This is a genomic window from Cytobacillus oceanisediminis, assembly GCF_007830235.1.
GTDB lineage: Bacteria > Bacillota > Bacilli > Bacillales > Cytobacillaceae > Cytobacillus > Cytobacillus oceanisediminis.
The window spans coordinates 29,914-50,174 of record NZ_VLKI01000008.1; the positions used below are offsets into that span (position 1 = coordinate 29,914).

Here is a 20,261-nt window from a genome sequence, read left to right on the forward strand (position 1 = left end):
ACAGTGTGCCAAAATCAACAATGGGCTTTAACAAAGCCTTTATATATATAAAATTTTAACGACTTTAGGCAGCAGTATCTTTTTCGTGTTTTGGCAAAGCAATGACCAATAAAAAACTGATTACAGCAAATAATAAAACAGCATAGTAAACCGAGTGGAGAGAGAAGGTCAGCCCATCTTGCAGCACCTCTTTAACTCCTGAATCCATATTATTCCTTGCTTGTTCATTTAAAAGCACGTTCGCTGAATCAAGCGATAATTCAGCATCAATATCTTCACCATTTCTCTGGATAAATGACTTTATCTGACTGTTTAGAATTCCGCCCAGCATTGCTGCTCCAATGGTGTTGCCAAGGTTTCTCATGAACATATTGGCGGCAGTGGCTATTCCCCTTTGCTTCCATTCAACCGTACTTTGGATGGAGACAATGAAAGCAGTGCTGGTCAAGCCCATACCAGCACCAACAAGGAAGCTGCCGGCAGCTGCCCATAACGGTCCAGCTTCAGGAGTAAGTGTTACAAATACAATGCTGCCTAAAATAAGGAATACTCCGCCTAATACAGACGTACTTCTGAAACCAATCTTCAGCAGCAGCTTCCCGGCAACTGCTGCAGCTATAGGCCAGCCGATGGACATCGTTGTCAGTGTGAAGCCAGCCACAATTGGCGATCTTTCCATAACACCCTGGACAAATGCAGGCAGAAAACTGGATATGCCAATCAGCATGACACCAGTCGTCAAAGAGGCCAGATTTGCAATCAGGATGGGCTTTTCTTTCCAAATGTTAAAAGGCATCATGGGCTCGGCCGCTTTTCGCTCCTGCAGGATAAATAATATAAATGCAATTACACTCACAGAAATCAGGCTGATTGCTTCAATTGAATTCCACGCCCAATTTGTACCGCCTTCTACAAGTACAAACATCAGCGAAGAAATTGAAACGGTTAAAAGAACAGCCCCAGCATAGTCGATCTGATGCTTTTTTCTTTCAACGTTTTCATGCAGGAAGAGCCATAAGCCTGCAATAGCCATTATACCAAGGGGAATATTAACCCAAAATACATAACGCCAGCTTACATATTCAACAAGAATACCTCCAATTGCCGGACCCATTATGGCTGAAATCCCCCATACACTTGATAAATAGCCTTGGACCTGTGCCCTTTCCTCTTTTGTGTAAATATCTCCGACGATTGTAGTAGCTATCGGCATTACGGCACCAGCGCCAAATCCCTGGATCAGGCGGAAAATAATAAGCATGGTCATGGACTCCGCAAAACCGCATAAAATTGAACCGATTAAAAATACAATAATACCGAATGTCAGAACCGGCTTCCGCCCAAATAAGTCAGACAGCTTGCCATAAATTAAAACCGTAACGGCATTCATTAGCAAGTAAGCTGAAAATACCCAGCTGTATAAAGCAAATCCGCCCAAGTCACCAACAATGGCAGGCATAGCTGTTGAAACAATGGTTGCCTCGATTGCACCCATGAACATCGCCAGCATAACCGAAGCAAGCACAAAAGGCTTTTTCGTTACTTTTCTCTTTCCGTCAGGCTGTTTCTTATGTATGACTTGGCCCAAACAATTTCCCCTCCAATAGGATAAGCAGAACGCAAAACAAAGGCCCCATACAGAAAGGGAATTAAATAAATGCGTTTTCTTATCTATTAAAAATAAAGCCAGCTCCCTCAGTTGGGGAGCTGAATAAATTTATTTTTTATTTAATTTTCTAAGATGCTTATTCAACTGGTCCAGTACAGTTCTTCGAGTCAGAATCCCTTCAAAGAAGCCTTCCTTGTTTTCCACACACAAAAAAGGATGATCAACTAAAAGAGCGATCGACTGCTGAATTGAAGCGTCAATGTCAAGCCGCGAAATCGTGCGGTTCATAGCCTCTTCCACTCGTTTTTTTTCCAGCATTTCAAATTCAATCCGCTCGAGACCAAGAATGGAATCCATGATAATCGGAGTACTGATTAAACCTTGCAGTTTATAATGCGGATCAAGAACCGGAATAGCTGTATAACCGCTTTTCGTCAAAACCAAAAGGGCGTGCTCCAGGTTATTTCCCACCTGCACATGTGCTACCCGCTCTGAAGGAATCATGAAATCACTAATATTAAATTCTAAAAATTCCTCGCTATGAAGACTAATCATCGCCGAAAACTCCTCAAAAAAAAGTTATGAATCCCTTTTATTTTATCACAGTCTCCAGCAATTTTCCCCCTTTTTACATCATCATCCTTTGCTGGTTTGAATATCCTTAACCTCATAATGGCAATTAGGGCAGCGAAAGATCACATTCTGATTAGACTGTGCAGTCAATACTCCATCAATTTCTTTTTCAGCCATACAGCTCGGACACTTAACAGTTGGCATCATAGTATCACCTCTTTTTTATATCCTTTTCTATATCTCAGCAGGGTATGTATGTTTTACTTTTTAGAGTCTTTGGCTTCTTCAAGAATTTTTTTCATATCTTCTAGTGTTTTCCGGATCATGACTACTTCTTTTTTTGTATTGATCAAATCCGCAAGCATAAGAAGCACTGTAAAAAAAAGAAGGATCACTATTAAATAATACATATCGCACCTCTTGCCATTTGTTTAAGAAATTATATCATATTTCTAAAAATTTCTGTAAGCGACTTCCAGTAAAATAAAAGGAGCCCTGAAAAGGGCCCCTTATGTATGTGGAGAATTATTGGATCAAGTCGAAAATTTCGATGGTGATCATATCAATATTGTCAAATTGATATCTTTTTGGCTTTTCTTTATCGTTATATACTTCCAATTCAAATGTTTCATTTTTTGGATGATAGGTAACCTGGCATTTCCTTTCTCCATTTACCTCAAAAAATCTCTGCATTGGCTCTCCGCCTGTTGATTGCTCCTGTAAGCTTTTTAAGCGTGTTAATATACCTTGAAGCTGTGACATGCTCTCTCTCCTTTCAAAACAAAACCCATAATCATACATTTAGGTTTCTCTTTTGGCATGTTTCTATCCTTATGAATTGAATTCAGAATATTCAACCTTAGCGCTTTACATACCAATATTAACAGAATAAAATAATGTCATGCGTTTGTACAAGCAAAAGCTTTATAAAGGGTGTGAATTTTTTTGAAAAAACCTGAAAAACTGGCTGAACATCTTTATTTAATTGATGATTTTGATCTTTCATTGGAAAAACGTACCGGTACATATGTTTTAACGGAAGAAAAATTAACCTTGATTGAAACATCCGCCAGCCCATCAGTCCCCTATATTCTGGAAGGACTAAAACAGCTCCAATTCAAACCAGAGGAAGTTGAATATATCATCGTTACTCATATCCATCTGGATCATGCGGGTGGTGCAGGCCTGCTCCTAACTCACTGTCCAAATGCAAAATTGGTTGTCCATCCAAAAGGAGCCAGGCATTTGTCTGACCCTTCCCGCCTAATTGCCGGTGCAAGAGCTGTTTACGGTGATAAATTCGATGACCTCTTTAATCCGATACTTCCTGTTCCGGAAGATAAAATAATCATTAAAGAACATGAAGAAGAGCTCGCAATCGGACCCGGATGCACGCTGAAGTTTTTTAATTCCCCAGGACATGCCAACCACCATTTCAGCATCTTCCACCCGGCATTAAATGGGATGTTCACCGGGGATACTGCGGGGGTAACCTATCCTCAATTAGCGGTCGAAGGCATTGAGCTATATTTGCCATCAACCTCACCGAATCAATTCGATCCTGGGAAAATGCTGCACTCTATTTCAATGTATGAAAAAATGGATTTGGATTATATCTTTTTTGGACATTACGGCATGAGCCGGAATCCGAAAGAAGTTTACAGGCAAATCAAAGAATGGATTGAAGTTTTTGTCGAAGCAGGCAAGTCAGGAATGGCTGAAGGAAGCTCCTTTGAACAGCAGATGCATGCAGCAAGAGACGAACTTGCCAGCCGGATTAAGGGATATCTTGCTGAAAAAGGTGTACCTAATGACCATCCAGTCTTTGAGATTCTTTCTGTTGACATGGAAGTATGCTCAATGGGTTTAATTGATTATCTTCAAAAAGCAAAATAATTGATTACTCAAAACCCCTGCACTATGATGATAGTTATTAAACCCCGGGAGGACTTTAAGTTGGAGGAAATAATCTTGTATACACAGCCGGAATGCCCGCCCTGTGAAATAACTAAAATGTTTTTAAAAGAGTATGGATTTTCTTTTACAATAAAAGACATTAAAAAAGATGCAGCAGCTCACAAAGAGTTGACCCAGAAATATAATTCCTTCTCCACCCCAACGGTTGTCATCGGTGACATGGTCGTTACAGGATTTGATCTGGAGAAACTAAAAACAGCGCTTCAAATTAAAGAATAAAAAAACAGAGCTTAAAAGCATCCCATTGCTTTTAAGCTCTGCTGTTTTAATTGGAAGCCAGCTGATTGTCTAATTCCTTATGTTCAAATAGACCAAGAACTCCCTGCCTATTGTCTGTTAACAGCATGCTTCCTGACCGGAGGAATGCATCAAAAGGGTCTAATAAAAAGCTGATTTGGTATGCCGGTTTATTAATCCAAACCGGTTCATCAGCTGCTTTGAATGTAGTCTGTTCCGCTTGTTGCTTGGATTTTTCCGCTTTTTCTAAGATATTTTCAGGTATTTTATCACCTAAAAATTGAGCGACTTTCATTTGTCCTTTATCTTTTTCAAGCAATACCCCTTCATAATGGCTTTCATAGCCTACTGGACCTTCATGGTTTTCCGGAAAATATTCAAATACATAAATTTTATCTTTGTCTGAAACTACCTTGGTATCATCCGAATACGTAAAAAACGGAATGTAAAAATGTGCGGCATCCGATCCGTAGATAAAATACTTTCCATTTTCAGAAACAAGATTTTCATCCAGAAATTGCTTTTTGGGTGTTTCCAAAAAATAAGGCGCAAGCAGTCCATTAACTTCTTCCAGACTTCGTTCTTCCTCACTTAACGATACTTGTGCCTGAAACGCTCCCTGTAAAAATTTGTATACTTCCTCATTGTTTGTAAATCCGCTCTCGGCGTTAGGATGGGAAGGAATCACTGCGAACATGGCTGCAAAAGTAAATAAAAATCCTAATAAGTGCTTGTACATTCCACTCTCCCTTTCTTTATCGCTCTATATGTGTACCCTCAATTTTACCAGCAAATGAATGATCTACCAGCTACTTTCGTTCCCGAAATTCCCTTATGTTTTGACAGGAAAATTCTTTTCTTGTTTTAAATCTACCCGTATTGACAAAAAATTAACGTTTTATGCGAAAAAGTGCATCTTTTACTTTTATGTAAATATTGCTAGTTTTTTTATAAAAAGCTCCGTTAAACTGCCTGTTGATTTCCCCATCAATCTACTTCGAGCCAAAATCAACAATGATCTTTAACATAGCCTTCATAAAAAAAAGACCCTGGCCGGGTCTTTACCAATTCCATGTTAGTGAAAAATAAATAACCATGGGAATGAGAATCAAAAAGAAAATAAAGTAAGTCAGAAAAACAGGATTTCGAAGGTAAGCATGCTTCTGTACATTATCCGGCAATTCTGTATCAATATCTCCTCTTACAGCTTTTCGCTCTTTTGCAACAAACAGGGTGTATACTAAGGAATACACAAGTATCCCAGCTCCAATTAATAAAATAATCATCATGTACATACTCATTTTTAATCTCTCCTCAAGGAAAGGTTCTACACTTACATTTCCTCAATAAGAGCCTGTTTATACTTTTGTATTTATTGGAACCTGCAAACTTATATCCCTTTATAATAATCCATCATGCTCGTAAAGATAATTGTAAGATAAGTCCACAAATAAATAGTCATCTGCATTTAGAGGAAATGAAAAAGTCCTTATCGTTTCCCCTGTTTCAATATCGGTATACAAATCGGAAAGAATGCCTTTTTTGTTTATTCTCATCTTCATGATATTTTCCAGAAAGTATGGGCGCCAGCTCCAATTTTTATGAAGATATTCTTTCTGGAGAACCCATCCTCCGTCCTTCTTGAAAAAATTTGCTGATTTCTGAAAACCATCTTCATCACAGATATAAAGGCGAAAAGCAGCTCCATCCAAAAGCTGTGCAAGATGTTCCAGACTTTCTTCATAATTGGTTATCTTACGCTTTTTATTTATAAAGTCATTAAGCTTTTCGTTAAACTCCAGTGTCACCTGGTAAAGCGATTCAAGCTTCTTCTTCTCATGGGTAATAAACTGATGGCATTCATTTTTGAGTTTTTCTTTTAGCAGGTTTCTTTCAGTAAAATTTTCTGCAGGTTTTTGCAAATAAAATCCCTGATAGTAACGTCCCCCATTTTTCCAGGCATATTGCAGCTGATATGTCATTTCTATATTCTCGAAAAGCAAGCTTGCGCCAATTTTTCTTGCGAGCATGGATAATGAATAAAGAATATCGTTAAAATTGTAAGCAGAAGCTGTTGAGCGCATTGAAATTAAGTCAACCTTCAATATGTCCGGAGCCAATTGTCCAATCCGGTCAAGATGGCTGCTTTCATTGCCAAGTTTATCAATTGCTAATTTAATTCCATATGTCCGGTAATAATTTAAAAGATGATCGAGATGGTCGATATCTCCTTTGTAATTTCGCTCTGTAATTTCCAGGACAATGCGGTCGAGGCTTATGCCTTTTTTTTCATACTCCCGGAGTGTGTTCAGGAACTGTTCTCCATCATTATGCATAAGCATATCTGCATCCCTGTTTACAAACAGCATAATATCTTTATCAAGATCAAGCGCTTTTTCCAAAGCCTTTTTTAGGATTTCATAATCAACCTCGAGCCTAAATTCTTCGGGAATGTTTTCATCCTGAAAAAATGGCCCCAGGCTGACAACTCCCGCAGGTCCCCTATACCGGCCCAGCACCTCATAACCAATGACACGATGCTCATCCGCACTGAATATTGGCTGGAAATAAGGAAACACATTATCCAAGTCTGTAAGAATATCCAACGCATCCATGTCCATTAGCCTCCCTATGTATATTAATGAATTATTATACCATATTCTCTTTCAGCATTTACTATTCAAAATACAGGTTCCACAAATTGATAAATCCGCTTGGTTTTCCATAAGCTTAACCTTATACTAGGGCCCTCCTCATCACAAGCTAATACCAGGACATCAAAGAAAGAGGGTATTTCATGAGGAATTTCCTGTTTGTTTTCCTTCTTATTCCTTTGCTTGGATGCGGTCATTCCGAACTGGTGAGTCCAACAGGCCAAAAGGATATTATGTTCTCCAGTGAAGTGGATAGCCAAACCCAAACAAAGGCAAAGGAAGAACAGCCGCAAGTGCAAAAACTAACAGCCCTAAACACAAATACGGCTGTGAAAGACAAAAAACGCGCTGTAATGCTTGATGTTCCGCTGATTAACCAAAATCCGGAGTTAAAATACGGATGTGAAGTTACAAGTTTGACGATGGTTCTGCAATATGCAGGTGTGAAAATAGGGAAAATGGATTTGTATAATAGCGTAAGAAAAGATAATGATCCGCTTATCCGTTACAAAAATGATATTGTAAAATGGGGAAACCCTTCAGAAGGATTTGTAGGTGATATGACTGGAAAACGTGCAGGGTATGCTGTATTCGATAAACCCATTGAGGAATTGGTAAATAAATTCCTGCCTGGAAGAGCGGTTAATTTAACCGGCCAGGATTTTGATTCAGTCTTAAACCACGCTTCCAAAGGTTTTCCTGTTGTGGTCTGGACTACAGGCGATTACAGGCTTCCAGACCGCTGGGAATCATGGACCCACGGCAGCCAAACCATTAAAACACCGTTAGACCTGCATGCAGTAGTACTAGTTGGCTACGATGACAACTATGTTTATTTAAATGACCCGCTATCCGGTAAAAAACAGGTAAAGGTTTCAAAAAAACGCTTTATTTCTTCATGGAAAGCTTTACAATCAAGAGCCGTCAGCTACCAATAGATGATGAATCATAACCGGCTGATTAAATCAGCCGGTTTTATGCATGATCTTAAAATGGGTATTGATTAAGCCACTGGCCACCATCCATGGTAATGCACTCCCCGTTAATATACCCGGCTTTTTCTGAAAACAGGAAGAAAGCCAATTCAGCAATTTCTTCAGGCTTGCCCAGCCTGCCAAGAGGGACACTTTGAAGCGTTCTCTTGGCAGCTTCTTCTGATTCCCAAAGCCTGTCTGCTCCGCCAGTTCTTTCTATTGGGCCAGGGGCAATGGCGTTGACCCTTATTTCGTACCTTCTACCCCATTCGACAGCAAGCGTTCTTGTCATGGATAACACTCCTGCTTTGGCGGCTGCCGAGTGGATTACACCTGCACCGGCATCCCAAGCATATGTAGCCACCATATTGATGATACTCCCTTTTATGCCTTTTTCAATCCAGTATTTACCGACTTCACTAGAACAATAAAAGGTTCCGTTCAGGACAATATTAATAACAGAATTCCAGCCATTGGCGCTTAATTGCTCTGCCGGACAGATAAAGTTGCCTGCTGCATTATTGATAAGGAAGTCAACCTGTCCGAAGGAATTCAGCGTTTCGTTGAGCATATGTTTTACATGTTCAATTTCACGCACATCCATTTGGACCGTCAGAACTTGTCCAGGGGATGTTTCAATTTCTACTTTCGCCGCTTCAAGCCGCTCTGGATTTCGGCCGGTGATAACCACATTAGCTCCCGCTTCCGAAAACCTTTTAGCCATATATTTCCCCATTCCGTTTGAACCGCCTGTCACAATAACTGTTTTATTTTTCAAAAGTATTCCCTCCCAAAAAATGAATGAACATTCAGTCTCTATTTTACCACTAAATATAGAATTTTCGAATTATTTATTTTTTAAACTTTTTCAAGGCGTTACAGGAAAAGAAGTCAATAAAGCAAAAGAGTTATTCCTTCTTTTTAATAGCATAGTTTGATAGTATTAGAAGGTACGGCTAAAAGAATGCCCAGCCAGGCAAATGCCTTTAAGCTGGTATTCCGTAGCAAAATTTGAAAAGATAGGTTGGTATAATAAATGCCGAAAAAAGTGTCCAGAAGATCCTTTTTAAAAAGAACGTTCGGTTTTGCTGCTGCCGCTTTCGGTTTAAGTGCGGGAGGCTACTATTATGCACGTGATATAGAGCCCCGGCTTTTGGATATCACAAACCATAAAATTTCTAATAATGCAATTCCACAAGCATTCGACAATTTGAAAATAGTCCAATTCAGCGATACACATCTCGGGTTCCATTATGACCTGGATCAGCTGGAAGAATTAATTGAAAAGATAAATAAAATTAGAGCAGATATTATCTTTTTCACTGGTGACTTAATGGATGAGCCTAATAAGTATTCAGAGGCTAATCAAATACCTTCTCTTCTGCAAAAAATTGAAGCACCTCTGGGCAAATTTGCTATTTACGGAAACCATGATCATGGCGGTTATGGATCTGACATCTATAAATCTATTATGGAGGAAGCAGGTTTTATCCTCTTACTTAATGAAAATCGTAAAATTGAAGTTTCTGGAAGCAGCATTCATGTTATCGGCATTGATGATGCCATGCTGGGAAGGCCTGATATTAAGCTTGCTGTAGAAAATATTGAGGAACCTTCCTATAAAATCTTATTGTCACATGCACCTGATTTGGCTGATGGCGCCTATTCCTTTGGCATTCAGCTACAGTTAAGCGGCCATAGCCATGGCGGACAAATAAAAATACCTTTTTTCGGTGCACTGGTTAAGCCGCCATATGCTGAAAGATATCATGAAGGCTTTTACGAGATCGGCAGCCAGGAGCCCCTAACCCTCTATGTTAACAGGGGACTAGGCACAACGCGCCTGCCCTTCCGATTTTTATCCCGTCCTGAAATGACGATATTCACATTACACTCTGATAACGGGAACTAAAGAAGGAAAGCAGCTATTTGGCGGGCTTTCTTTTTTCATGGGCTGCCTCCTCTCCTTCCATACTTTTTACAAGTTCCAAGTTCTGCTTTGTGGGCATATATTTAATTAGACCTTTAAAGAAGGGAATGGTTTTTATTTATCATATTGTAAAGCCAGGTGAGACCCTGTCGGTAATCGCGAGAAACTACCGCCGCTCTCTCAGCCAGCTGTTTGCAGCCAATCCTTCCATCACAAATCCCAATCTAATCTTTCCCGGGCAGCAAATATTAATCCCAGGCCTTCCAAACCCTGATACAATTCCATATACCATCATCGTTTCACGTGGAAAAAGAAATTTAACTCTTTTAAAAAACGGTGCTGTTCAAAAGGTGTATCCAATCGCTGTAGGCAAAATGCTTACCCAAACGCCTATTGGGGAATTTGTTATTGTGAACCGAGAGCCTAATCCCGGTGGCCCTTATGGTGTGATGTGGCTATCCTTATCAAAATCCGGATACGGGATCCATGGGACCAATAATCCTGCATCCATTGGCCAATTTGTTTCTAAAGGCTGTATTCGAATGTATAACGAAAATGTATTGGAATTAGCCCGGATTGTACCCAATGGCACTAGGGTGCTCATACAGCCATAAATATTTTTTAAAAATAAATCCCCCAGTATAAGCTTTCGTCGAAAAAGGCGAAAGCTTTTTAATATTTTGGTTGATATTCCCTCACCTTTGACATATCATAATGATATATCTATTAGATATATCAAACTGATACATTGAAGGGGGAATCTTTTTTGTCTGTCGAGCACACATTACTAGCTGTTCTCAGCTTTTGGCCCAGCACCGGCTATAACATTAAATCCGAATTTGAGCACAAAGCTGCGGGGCTTTATTGGGGAATGAGCTATGGAAGCATCTATCCGAAATTAAAAAAACTTGAGGATGAAGGATTTATTTATACGGTTGAACAAGAGGATGAAGGCCGGAAGAAAAAGTTGTATGAACTTACCTCTAAAGGCTGGGAAGAATTTGAAAACTGGCTTAAAGTTCCTCCTTCCTATCCAGTCATTAAAGATGAATTGCTAATGAAGATGTCCACCTGGCATGAGGATATGGATTATGATATTTTAATTACCCATTTAACAAAAAGGAAGGAAGAAACAGAAGATATTCTCAGGTTTGTAAAAGAGTGGCCACAAAATGGATATTCTTATATCAGCAAGCTTGGAACTCTGTCAATTCGCTTTGCCGAAATGAGATTGGAAACTGAATTGAAATGGATTGCAGAATCAATAGAGGCTTTGAAAAAAGATGACCTTCCCAATGGCCAGGACCCCCATGGAAATACGGAAAAACTGCTTGAAAGGCGGAGAAAGGCAATTGGCGAAAAAAAGGAGAAATGATCAATGAAAGCAGGCATTTTTAAACCTTTAAAATCGAAGCCCTTCCGATCGCTATTTGGCGCCCAGCTTTTTTCCGACCTCGGAAACTGGCTGGACCTTATCGCCCTCCAGGTTATTGTTGCCTACCATTGGGGCTTGGATGAAACCGCTATCGCTTCAGTCATCATTGTTCTGGGACTGCCCTGGGTGATAATTGGTCCCTTCGCTAGTGTGTTCGTCGATCGATTACCCAAAAAGGCTGTCATGATTGTTTGCCTGCTTTTAAGAGTTGTATTTGTGGCAGGGTTATTTTTCGCTCCAAACCTTTATATCTTGCTATTGTTTGTATTTTTAAAAGGTACCGTGTCTGCCCTATACGACCCTGCCAGACAAAGTGCCATCAGGATGATTGTTCCTGACAGCCTGCTTCCGGAGGCGGTTACTCTTAGCCAGCTTTCCGTTAACATGATGAAAATCGCAGGTCCTGCTTTAGGGGGCGGGATCATAGCCCTTTTTGGCCCGAAAAGCCCCTTCTTATTTGAAGCAGCCGGGTTTTTAATAGCTGTTATCTTTTTATTGTTTCTCCCCAATTTAAAAAAACTTGAGAAATCGGAGGAAATTGAACCTGCCGGCAAACCGGAAAAACGAAAGTACTGGTTTGATTTTTCAGAAGGCATTAAACATATCGCACATACTCCGCTGTTAAAAATATCGATCATTTTATCTTCCGCCGCTTTTTTTATCATCTTTCTATATGACGGGCTCTTTGTATTTATCGCCCAGCATCTTGGATTCAGCGAAGGAAATTTTGGGCTGCTCATAAGTGCTGTGGGATTCGGAAGTGTGGCAGGCTCCCTCTTATTGGGGCAATGGACAAAATGGAACCGAAAACCGATTCATCTAATGGCTTCATCAGCGCTCTTTAGCGGCACATTAATTATTGCGGTTGGATTGGGGGGAGTGGGTGTTTTTAATTTACCGCCGTTAGCTTGGATAATAGGTGCATGCCTGCTTGGCCTTCTCGGGGCGGGTGAATCTGTTCCATATGGCTTCGTTCTGCAGTCTGAAACACCCAAGCACATGATGGGAAGAGTATCCGCTGCCGCCATGTCATTGCAGACTTTTTCCATGCTGATTGCTCCTGCTGCAGGAGCGCTGCTGGCTAGATGGCTGGGCGTCCCTTCTGTTATGATAGGAGCGGGGATGGCAACTATTTTATTGGGCTCATTTATGCTTCTGGCCATTATGAAAGGAGGAGCTCTCAACCAGCCGCCCAAAGAAAAACAAATTCAGGCTTAAATCCTTTCAAAACAATTGTATGGATACTCATGTTGGTTTTATTGAATAAAAGGGGTATAATAAGACTATACCCCTTTACAATATGAAAGGAGCCATAAAATTGAATTCGGACAAGAAACAAAATCCCCATCTGCATCCAACGGTTGAAAACCTCTCACAAGCCATCTTCACCGTTAACCGCCATGCAAAAACAGCACCAAACCCTAAGTTTTTATATAAGCTCAAGCATGATGCGCTTCAAAAACTTATTAAAGAAGGAAAAGCCAGCAAGGTAGGGCTTCACTACTCAGGCAATCCCAAAAACAGCCAGCAGCAGTCAGATGTGTTAGTGAAATGCGGAAATTATTCTTTTCACCTGCCGCCTTCCAAGGAAGATTTTTCGCAGCTGCCCCATCTTGGAAAACTTGATTCCTATGTAAGAAATCCTAAAGCTTCCCTATCTCTTAACACTGCGAAAAAGCTGCTCATGGCTTATACAGGCTTAAAAGAATATAACAGCACACCGCACCAGAAGAAACCGCGCTATGAAAAGCCAGTATTCAAGAAGCTGGGCGAAAGTTATTTTTAAAAGCAAGAAAGCTGGGGATACCCAGCTTTTTATCATGCATATTGATCAATTAGAATCACCAGCTCAGCAATCTCGGGCTTGCTTACCTGCGCATCTGCACCCACCATTAGCCCTTTATGGCGGAGATCCTCCGTTATCAGGGAGGAAAAGATAATAACAGGAATGCCGGAAAGCTGCGGATGATCTTTTATCTTCTTAGTGAGATGATGGCCATCCATTTGCGGCATTTCAATATCTGTTATCATTAGCTGAACTTCCTGAGTGATATTACATCCTGATTCTATTAGGGATACCAAATACTTATAAGCATCCTGCCCATTCTCAAAGAATTCAAGATTGGAGAAGCCGGCTTCATTCAAAGTATCATGCAGCAGCTTTCTCAGTAACGGTGAATCCTCTGCAATAACCAGCCTCTTATTAGACCTTTCCCTCTTGCCGAGCTTCTGCACCTTTTGGATGCTAATCCCCGAATCTGGATTAATCTCCGTAACCATTTTTTCAAAATCTAATAGGAGCACCATTTCACCTTGAAGCTTGATTACGCCGATTACTTGGCTATCTGGCCCCTGATACATTTCAGATGGCTTTTCAATCTGGTCCCAGGAGATTCGATGGATTTGTGAAACATTATGTACATGGAAAACAATTTTTTGCTGATTAAATTCAGTAACAATAAACTTATCCTGCTGCGGATTTTCAGAAGGCTCCATGCCTAGTGAAGCTGCCACATTAACTACTGGTAGAACTTCTCCCCGCAATTCCATAATCCCCTCAATGTGCTTGTGAGAATGCGGTACCGGAATCACCTGCCCCGGATTGATAATTTCCTTTACTTTAATAACATTAATACCAAATTTATTTCTGCCAATTGAAAATTCAACAATTTCCAACTCATTCGTTCCGCTCTCCAGCAAAATGCCTTTTTTCTGCTCCATTTCTTTCGCCCTTCCTATCTGTAATAAAGCATTTTCTCTACTAATATACCATGAATGGATAATTTTTCTTATGAAAAGTTCAAGATTAGTATGAAGGAAGAACCGCTTCACCCTGCATTTAATCCATAAAGAAAAAGCTGCCCGTCAAATTTCTCAGCTTGGGCAGCTTTTTTATTACTTCTCTTCAGTTCCAAGAACACGATTAATTCTTTTCTTAAGCATTTCCATTCCGCTTCCTCCGGCCTGGAAATGGCGGAGTTTTCCTTCTCGATCAAACACATAATAAGCAGGAACATATTTATTTTCGAAAGCATCAGTTAACTTATGTTCACTGTCAACGAAGGTTGGCTGGCTAATATCATGGCCAATAGCCATTTGTTTGATGACATCGATATCGAGATCATCTTCCGATCGTGGCATATGCACAGCTATTACATTTAACTCATCTTCATATTCATCTCGAAGCTCATTTATTTCAGGCATAGCTTCTTTACATAAATAACAGCTTACTGACCAGAAATGGATGAGTGTCGGCTTATTCCCAATTAGATCTTCCTTTGTTACTTCTCCATTAATCCATTCAGTTGCACCTGTCAGTTCAGGCATTTCTTCTCTTAGTTTCATGATGGCACCTCTCTATTTTTAGTGAATATTTTATTATAATTATTATTATTTAATACAAAATACATTATAAAAGGTACCTATACATACGTCAAGTAATTTATAATGATTATTATTTAAAAGTATATAAAAAAGCAAGCCGATTGGCTTGCTAATGTGGATGAATCTAAATTTGGTCCTTTTAATTACTTATGCAGCGTTGCCTTCCTCTTTGATTCTGGAATGAATAATTAATCCTATTATAGTGAGAATCATTAAAGATCCTAGAGCCATTCTGCTCGCCAGATTTCCATATTCCGCAAAGATTAAGGTGATGCTTCCGTATATGAGCGGACCAATGATTGAAGAGACTTTTCCTGAAAACGCAAAGAGGCCAAAAAATTGCCCTCTCTTATGATCAGGAGTCAATTCCACTATATAGGTTCTCGTCGTAACCCACATGGAACCGAGAGCAATACCAAACATGCTGCCGGCTATCCAGAACATCAATTCATTCACAGAAGCAACAGCAATTGCAAGCGCAACCAGGAGGAGAACTCCCACATATTTAACAGCTTTGTTAGGCCCTTTCGCCTTGGTAATATAGCCAAATATAAAGGAACCGATGATACTGGAAACAGTCGAAACGAGATAAAGCAAAATGAATTTACCTGTAGTAAAGCCTACAATCGTTTTTGCATAAACGGCCATCATGGCAATTGTTGTTGCAATGGCATCATTCAAGAAAAAATATGCAATCATAAAAGTAAAAATGGCTTTGTAATGTTTCATTTCTTTAAAAGTCTGCCAAATTTCCTTATAACCTGATAAAAAGCTTTGTTTTTCTTTTACTTCAAGCGGCTTATCCTTAACAAAGAAAAATAGAGGTAATGAAAAAAGCAGAAATAATATAGCTGTAGGTAAAAATGCTTCATGGAAACCGTCATCCCCTACAAATAAATAAACCGTCAGGCCTATAAGGGTTCCTATATATCCGACTGCAACGCCAAATCCAGAGATTAAAGGTATTTCTTGTTTCGTCCCCAAATCCGAGATCATCGCATCATAAAAGACCAGGCTTGAATGGTAAAAAAACTTGGCTATAACAAAGCATAAAATGACCAATGCCAGATAAAGTGGCAGCCCAAGAACTTTTCCGCTAAATTGGCTTGTTGCAAAGACTCCCATTAAAATAGTTGTCAGTACAGTGATCAGGGTAAAGGCCACTATATATTTCTTCTTTTTTCCCGTCCTGTCTATCATAACTCCAAATAAGGGAGAAAAAAGCACAAGAAAAAAACTTGCAAGTGCATTCGAATAAGAAATAAAGGTACTGGCAATCTGGTTTAAAACTTCATTTTCCCCTATTACTTCCTGGAGATAAAAAGGAAAGAAGATCGTATTTATATTTGATGAAAAAATAGTATTTGCAAAATCATAAAGTGCCCAGGATACTATTGGCATTGTCATATAGAGCCGCCAGGAATTCAATTTCCCCTGTTGGCGAAGCTCCGTTTTTTCAACTTCCATCTCATCAGCCCCTTTTGGTAAAAAACACCTTATTTCTTATTCAAGACTGGTCAGAAAAACCCTTTTTATTTTGTTAATTTTTAAGAAAAACCTAAATTTAAAAGTTTTTGCAAAAATTAAATGAATATTTCAATAATTGTTTTTTATTATGCTATAATAGCAAGTATTATATTTAAGGTGGGTAATAATGAAAAGGAAGGATCAAAAAGAATATACAAAACAATTAATCTTTAAGAGCGCAGTAGAGCTTTTTAAGAAGCAGGGATTCCAAAATACAACTGTCCAGCAAATTACCGACCATGCAGGGGTTGCCAAAGGTACATTCTTTAATTACTTTCATTCGAAGGAGTCTGTTCTGCATTTAGTGGGACAATCCCAGCTTAAGCTGTTGCATGCTTTTTATAAGGAAGTCATTGATAGCAGCGAATCAATTGAAGAAAACCTATATAAGCTTTTTAAATTTATGGCTATTAAAAATGAGGAATACGGACCGATCCTTCTCTTATCTATTTTCCATATAAGTACGGTAGTAAAAGATTTTCACATCTCTGAAACCCGGCTGGCCTCTGAATTCAGGTCCATATTAATTAGCTTGATTGAAGAAGGGAAAAAACGAGGTGAATTTAGCGAACACACAAATGCCTCCCGAATTGCCAAAATGATTGTTAACTCATTCTTCGGGACTTTATTTTATTGGGTGCATCATTCTGAGGAGGAGTCTTTGCCTGCTTTGCTGAACGATGTAATGGCATCTTATATTACTGTTATAAAATCACAGCCCCGTATACTTGACAACCGGTGTTAATTTCTTACACCGGTTGCTTCCATAATCTGCTTTTTATGGTGTAGATCATGCTCAATAAAATCAATGAAATAATCACGGATTGTTAGAGAATGCTTACCAATCATAAATAAAATATCCAAGTTTTCTTCTGTCATATTGCCGAGCATTTTAAGAAACTGTTCTCTAACACCCAAAAGTTCGTCAATTATCTCAATTTGATCATGCTTTTCAGCGTATTCCTTTGCAGCATCATTCACACTTTGAAAATCCGGAAAGCTTTCCAGCTCTGCACCTTCTTTGAATAGCGGGAAACGTTCCTTGAGTGAATATCTGTCCCAAAAGAGCAAATGTGCAACCACAGCTGCTACTGGCCATTTCCCTTCTGAAACAGGCTGCTGCCAGCTATACTGTTCAAGTTTTTTCAAAGACTCCAGCCATAATGAAAATGACTCGTAATGTTTGATAATATCTTGTTTTTTCATTTAAATCCTCCCTTTCCTAAAATTATATTCCACACGCAGAGAATAAATCCTTTATTCCTAATAACAATAATAAAAAGCTGCACGGCCGGGTGCCGTACAGCTTGGTGAGTGATTATTTTTTAACTACAACAGTGCCTGCAATTAAATCATGCAATGCCTGCTTTTTCTCTGTAAAGGCTGCAATAATGAATCCTATAAAAAGAATTCCTGACAAAATAGACATGGCGAGGTACCTGCCTAAAGACCTCCAGAAAGAAATTCGATTGCCATTCAGGTCAGTCACCTTTAAACCCAATAGCTTTTTCCCTACTGTTCCCTGCCACTTGGATGCATGCAAACCAGCGAAGTAAGCAAGCGCAATCACCAGATTGACAATGATGGTGACACCCGTTGCCCCTAAGTAGGATCCCATAAGGGCCATCGCCTCAGCGTCAGTCATTTCAGATTCGAGATAGGCAGGGTCGCTCATCATCATGTTAAAGGCGTCAGATGCACCAAAGAAAATCACAAAAATTACAATGGTCAGTATAAATAGCGGGATTCCTACTATAATAGAATCAATTAAATAGGCCGCAAAACGAATCCAGAATCCCCCATATTCCCTGGTGCTTTCATAGGGCTGTTTTTCCAAAGTTGTCTCCACTCCAAAACCTCCTGATTTTGTTAATTTTCCAATCAATAATCACTAACTATCAATCTCATAAATTTTAGTAATCACTATCTACTTATGTTAATGTCTAAATGAATTATATTCAACTATTTGTAAAATTTTACATCATTTTTAATGAATAAATATTTAATAGGGCCGTGAAATTTTTAAAACGTTTTCATCTTGACTTTTTTGTGAACATATTCACATTTGTATAGACAGACTTCACTATGAGGCATACAATAGCTTTGTAAACGGCAAATCGTATAACACAATAATAAAAGAGGTGCAATCAGGCATGAAAGGTACAGCTATCCTTTATCATGATGAAAATAAATTGACGATTATTGAAAATGTAGAGCATTCGGTTTTTGAAGAATTAAAAGAGCAGTGCGGAGACAAACATTGTCAGTGCAATCTTGAAAATAAAGTAATCGACTTTGGTGCGGTTTCCCCTGTATTCTGGCATGAAGATGAAGTGGACTGGGATTACGGATATTAATATAAAATACAATGCAAGCAAGGTCCTGATATTAGATCAGGGCCTTTTTTATTTTTTCGATTTGCAGTTAGAACAGCGGGCTGCAAAGTGATAGAATATAAATTATGATTACGAGAGGTGAAATTACATTGGAACATTTAATAAATGACAAAGTTAAGAACATAGAAATATCAGGGATCAGAAAGTTCTTTAACATGGTTGCCGACACAAAAGATATGATTTCCCTTACAATTGGGCAGCCTGATTTTCCGACGCCACTGCACGTAAAAGAGGCCGGAAAAAATGCAATCGACCAAAACTTTACATCCTATACGCACAATGCAGGTGACATACGCTTGCGCAAAGCTGCATCAGCCTTTGTAAACGAAAAATACAATCTAACCTATAACCCCGAAACAGAGGTCATCGTTACCTCCGGTGCAAGTGAAGCAATAGACATTGCATTCAGAACGATTTTGGAAGAAGGCTCAGAAGTCATATTGCCAGGGCCTGTTTACCCCGGATATGAACCAATTATCAAGCTATGCGGAGCAGTTCCCATCTTTACGGATATTACGCAAAATAAGTTCCGATTCACTGCCGGTATTATTAAAAAGCAAATTACCGAGAAAACACGCTGCATTGTATTGCCGTACCCTTCGAATCCAACAGGGGTTAGCTTAACGATCGAAGAGCTCAAGGAAATTGCATCTCTTGTTAAGGGACGCGATATTTTTATCCTTGCTGACGAAATCTACAGCGAGCTGATTTATGATCAGCCGCATCACTCGATTGCTTCTATATTGAGGGAACAAACCATCGTCATTAACGGTTTATCCAAATCCCACTCAATGACAGGCTGGCGCATAGGCCTTTTATTTGCGCCAGAAAACGTGGCAAAGCATATATTGAAGGTTCATCAATATAATGTGACATGCGCCGCCTCTGTATCACAAATGGCTGCCCTGGAAGCACTGACAACAGGAAAAGATGACGCCCTGCCAATGAGACAGGAATATGCAAAGCGCCGCGAATACGTATACGACCGATTAGTACAAATGGGGTTGGATGTCGTCAAGCCAGACGGCGCATTTTACTTTTTTATTAAAATTCCCCCTGTCTCGATGACCTCTTTTGATTTCGCATTATCACTAGTTGAAAAAGCTGGTGTAGCTGTGGTCCCAGGGAGTGCGTTTTCCTCCTATGGAGAAGGCTATTTCCGCATATCATTTGCCTATTCCATCGAAACGCTGAAAGAAGGCTTGGATCGGATTGGGTGGTATTTGGAAGGGCTAAAAGAGTAGAGCTCTTCTACGGAATGGTTTATGTTCATCTCATTTTTCGTCAGTTTATGAATTAATTGCGTCAGCCAAGATGGTTATTCGTCGGGCTGGCGCTTTTTTGCGTGGATTGGGTTAATTGCGTCAAGATTACTGGTAATTGCGGTGTGATATCTTTTTTGCGTCCTTACGGGAATGTATTGCAGCGTTTTTTATGGGGATTGGGTCACTGTCCACTTTTTGCGTGGTGCCTCTTTATAATAGGGTTGTGGCAAACTTTTTTTGTGTCCTCGAGGAGGATAGTTGCCTGCTTTTTTGACCTGGTTTCGCGCGCACTTCCCTTTT

At 39.6% G+C, this 20,261-nt stretch carries 25 protein-coding genes; 11 read left to right on the plus strand and 14 right to left on the minus strand.

The features are described 5' to 3' along the window. Positions 1-64: 64 nt before the first annotated feature. The 5 genes from IQ19_RS14390 to IQ19_RS14400 all read right to left on the minus strand — a co-directional run bounded on the left by IQ19_RS14390 (position 65) and on the right by IQ19_RS14400 (position 2,944). A complete protein-coding gene (locus IQ19_RS14390) occupies positions 65-1,588 on the minus strand; it encodes an MDR family MFS transporter (RefSeq protein WP_144543078.1) in 1,524 nt (507 codons plus the stop codon). A gap of 129 nt (positions 1,589-1,717) precedes the next feature. Beyond that, complete coding sequence (gene cbpB / locus IQ19_RS14395; protein ID WP_144543079.1) at positions 1,718-2,164, minus strand: cyclic-di-AMP-binding protein CbpB; 447 nt, start codon at positions 2,162-2,164, stop codon at positions 1,718-1,720. Positions 2,165-2,245: 81 nt separating this feature from the next. Beyond that, positions 2,246-2,389: a hypothetical protein gene (locus tag IQ19_RS28115; RefSeq protein WP_181396122.1), complete on the minus strand. Its 144-nt coding sequence runs from the start codon at positions 2,387-2,389 to the stop codon at positions 2,246-2,248. A gap of 53 nt (positions 2,390-2,442) precedes the next feature. Then, positions 2,443-2,592, minus strand: coding sequence for a hypothetical protein (locus IQ19_RS27770; protein ID WP_158638808.1), 150 nt, complete (start codon positions 2,590-2,592; stop codon positions 2,443-2,445). Between the two features lie 115 nt (positions 2,593-2,707). Then, positions 2,708-2,944 (minus strand): YkuJ family protein, encoded by a 237-nt coding sequence (locus IQ19_RS14400; RefSeq protein WP_026583075.1) that lies wholly within the window; start codon positions 2,942-2,944, stop codon positions 2,708-2,710. Between the two features lie 183 nt (positions 2,945-3,127). Between IQ19_RS14400 and IQ19_RS14405 the strand changes: the two genes are divergently transcribed. Together IQ19_RS14405 and IQ19_RS14410 are read left to right on the plus strand one after the other, a co-directional pair. Then, entirely contained in the window at positions 3,128-4,078 is a 951-nt protein-coding gene (locus IQ19_RS14405) for an MBL fold metallo-hydrolase (protein WP_144543080.1), read from the plus strand. 60 nt (positions 4,079-4,138) lie between these two features. After that, positions 4,139-4,378 (plus strand): glutaredoxin family protein, encoded by a 240-nt coding sequence (locus IQ19_RS14410; RefSeq protein WP_144543081.1) that lies wholly within the window; start codon positions 4,139-4,141, stop codon positions 4,376-4,378. A gap of 46 nt (positions 4,379-4,424) precedes the next feature. On the opposite strand, the gene IQ19_RS14415 is transcribed toward IQ19_RS14410, so the two are convergent. The 3 genes from IQ19_RS14415 to IQ19_RS14425 form a co-directional block, all read right to left on the minus strand. Beyond that, positions 4,425-5,135: a DUF3993 domain-containing protein gene (locus IQ19_RS14415; RefSeq protein WP_144543082.1), complete on the minus strand. Its 711-nt coding sequence runs from the start codon at positions 5,133-5,135 to the stop codon at positions 4,425-4,427. A 322-nt stretch (positions 5,136-5,457) separates the two neighbouring features. Next, on the minus strand, positions 5,458-5,697 hold the full coding sequence (locus IQ19_RS14420; protein ID WP_144543083.1) for a hypothetical protein: 240 nt from the start codon (positions 5,695-5,697) through the stop codon (positions 5,458-5,460). A 99-nt stretch (positions 5,698-5,796) separates the two neighbouring features. Further along, positions 5,797-7,011: an EAL domain-containing protein gene (locus IQ19_RS14425; RefSeq protein WP_144543084.1), complete on the minus strand. Its 1,215-nt coding sequence runs from the start codon at positions 7,009-7,011 to the stop codon at positions 5,797-5,799. 182 nt (positions 7,012-7,193) lie between these two features. On the opposite strand from IQ19_RS14425, the gene IQ19_RS14430 reads away from it, so the two are divergent. Continuing rightward, positions 7,194-7,988 (plus strand): C39 family peptidase, encoded by a 795-nt coding sequence (locus IQ19_RS14430; RefSeq protein ID WP_144543085.1) that lies wholly within the window; start codon positions 7,194-7,196, stop codon positions 7,986-7,988. Positions 7,989-8,037: 49 nt separating this feature from the next. Here the strand turns inward: IQ19_RS14430 and fadH are convergent, their stop codons facing one another. Further along, on the minus strand, positions 8,038-8,802 hold the full coding sequence (gene fadH / locus IQ19_RS14435) for a 2,4-dienoyl-CoA reductase (RefSeq protein WP_144543086.1): 765 nt from the start codon (positions 8,800-8,802) through the stop codon (positions 8,038-8,040). Positions 8,803-9,060: 258 nt separating this feature from the next. On the opposite strand from fadH, the gene IQ19_RS14440 reads away from it, so the two are divergent. The 5 genes from IQ19_RS14440 (at position 9,061) to IQ19_RS14460 (ending at position 13,175) form a co-directional block, all read left to right on the plus strand. After that, on the plus strand, positions 9,061-9,936 hold the full coding sequence (locus IQ19_RS14440; RefSeq protein ID WP_144543087.1) for a metallophosphoesterase: 876 nt from the start codon (positions 9,061-9,063) through the stop codon (positions 9,934-9,936). 134 nt (positions 9,937-10,070) lie between these two features. Next, on the plus strand, positions 10,071-10,568 hold the full coding sequence (locus IQ19_RS14445) for a L,D-transpeptidase family protein (protein ID WP_144543256.1): 498 nt from the start codon (positions 10,071-10,073) through the stop codon (positions 10,566-10,568). A 152-nt stretch (positions 10,569-10,720) separates the two neighbouring features. Continuing rightward, positions 10,721-11,329: a PadR family transcriptional regulator gene (locus IQ19_RS14450; protein WP_144543088.1), complete on the plus strand. Its 609-nt coding sequence runs from the start codon at positions 10,721-10,723 to the stop codon at positions 11,327-11,329. Between the two features lie 3 nt (positions 11,330-11,332). Then, positions 11,333-12,607, plus strand: coding sequence for an MFS transporter (locus tag IQ19_RS14455; RefSeq protein WP_144543089.1), 1,275 nt, complete (start codon positions 11,333-11,335; stop codon positions 12,605-12,607). Between the two features lie 82 nt (positions 12,608-12,689). Next, the gene (locus IQ19_RS14460; RefSeq protein WP_242021011.1) at positions 12,690-13,175 is read left to right on the plus strand and encodes a YkyB family protein; all 486 of its coding nucleotides are present in this window, start codon (positions 12,690-12,692) and stop codon (positions 13,173-13,175) included. 32 nt (positions 13,176-13,207) lie between these two features. On the opposite strand, the gene IQ19_RS14465 is transcribed toward IQ19_RS14460, so the two are convergent. The 3 genes from IQ19_RS14465 to IQ19_RS14475 all read right to left on the minus strand — a co-directional run bounded on the left by IQ19_RS14465 (position 13,208) and on the right by IQ19_RS14475 (position 16,240). Then, positions 13,208-14,110: a chemotaxis protein gene (locus IQ19_RS14465; protein WP_144543091.1), complete on the minus strand. Its 903-nt coding sequence runs from the start codon at positions 14,108-14,110 to the stop codon at positions 13,208-13,210. Between the two features lie 174 nt (positions 14,111-14,284). Next, positions 14,285-14,734: a TlpA family protein disulfide reductase gene (locus tag IQ19_RS14470; RefSeq protein ID WP_144543092.1), complete on the minus strand. Its 450-nt coding sequence runs from the start codon at positions 14,732-14,734 to the stop codon at positions 14,285-14,287. Positions 14,735-14,920: 186 nt separating this feature from the next. Continuing rightward, entirely contained in the window at positions 14,921-16,240 is a 1,320-nt protein-coding gene (locus IQ19_RS14475; protein ID WP_144543093.1) for an MFS transporter, read from the minus strand. A 187-nt stretch (positions 16,241-16,427) separates the two neighbouring features. Here IQ19_RS14475 and IQ19_RS14480 point away from each other — a divergent pair, with 187 nt between their 5' ends. Next, positions 16,428-17,045 carry a TetR/AcrR family transcriptional regulator gene (locus IQ19_RS14480; protein WP_144543094.1) on the plus strand — a complete coding sequence of 206 codons (618 nt, stop codon included), beginning with the start codon at positions 16,428-16,430 and terminating at the stop codon, positions 17,043-17,045. On the opposite strand, the gene IQ19_RS14485 is transcribed toward IQ19_RS14480, so the two are convergent. Then, a complete protein-coding gene (locus IQ19_RS14485; protein ID WP_144543095.1) occupies positions 17,042-17,506 on the minus strand; it encodes a DinB family protein in 465 nt (154 codons plus the stop codon). The two genes, IQ19_RS14480 and IQ19_RS14485, sit on opposite strands and share 4 nt — an antisense overlap. Positions 17,507-17,618: 112 nt before the next feature. Continuing rightward, positions 17,619-18,149, minus strand: a complete 531-nt coding sequence (locus tag IQ19_RS14490; protein ID WP_144543096.1) for an RDD family protein — start codon at positions 18,147-18,149, stop codon at positions 17,619-17,621. Positions 18,150-18,453: 304 nt separating this feature from the next. Here IQ19_RS14490 and IQ19_RS14495 point away from each other — a divergent pair, with 304 nt between their 5' ends. Both IQ19_RS14495 and IQ19_RS14500 read left to right on the plus strand, forming a co-directional pair. After that, complete coding sequence (locus IQ19_RS14495) at positions 18,454-18,657, plus strand: hypothetical protein (RefSeq protein ID WP_144543097.1); 204 nt, start codon at positions 18,454-18,456, stop codon at positions 18,655-18,657. A gap of 128 nt (positions 18,658-18,785) precedes the next feature. Beyond that, complete coding sequence (locus IQ19_RS14500; RefSeq protein ID WP_144543098.1) at positions 18,786-19,940, plus strand: aminotransferase A; 1,155 nt, start codon at positions 18,786-18,788, stop codon at positions 19,938-19,940. Positions 19,941-20,261 lie beyond the last annotated feature (321 nt).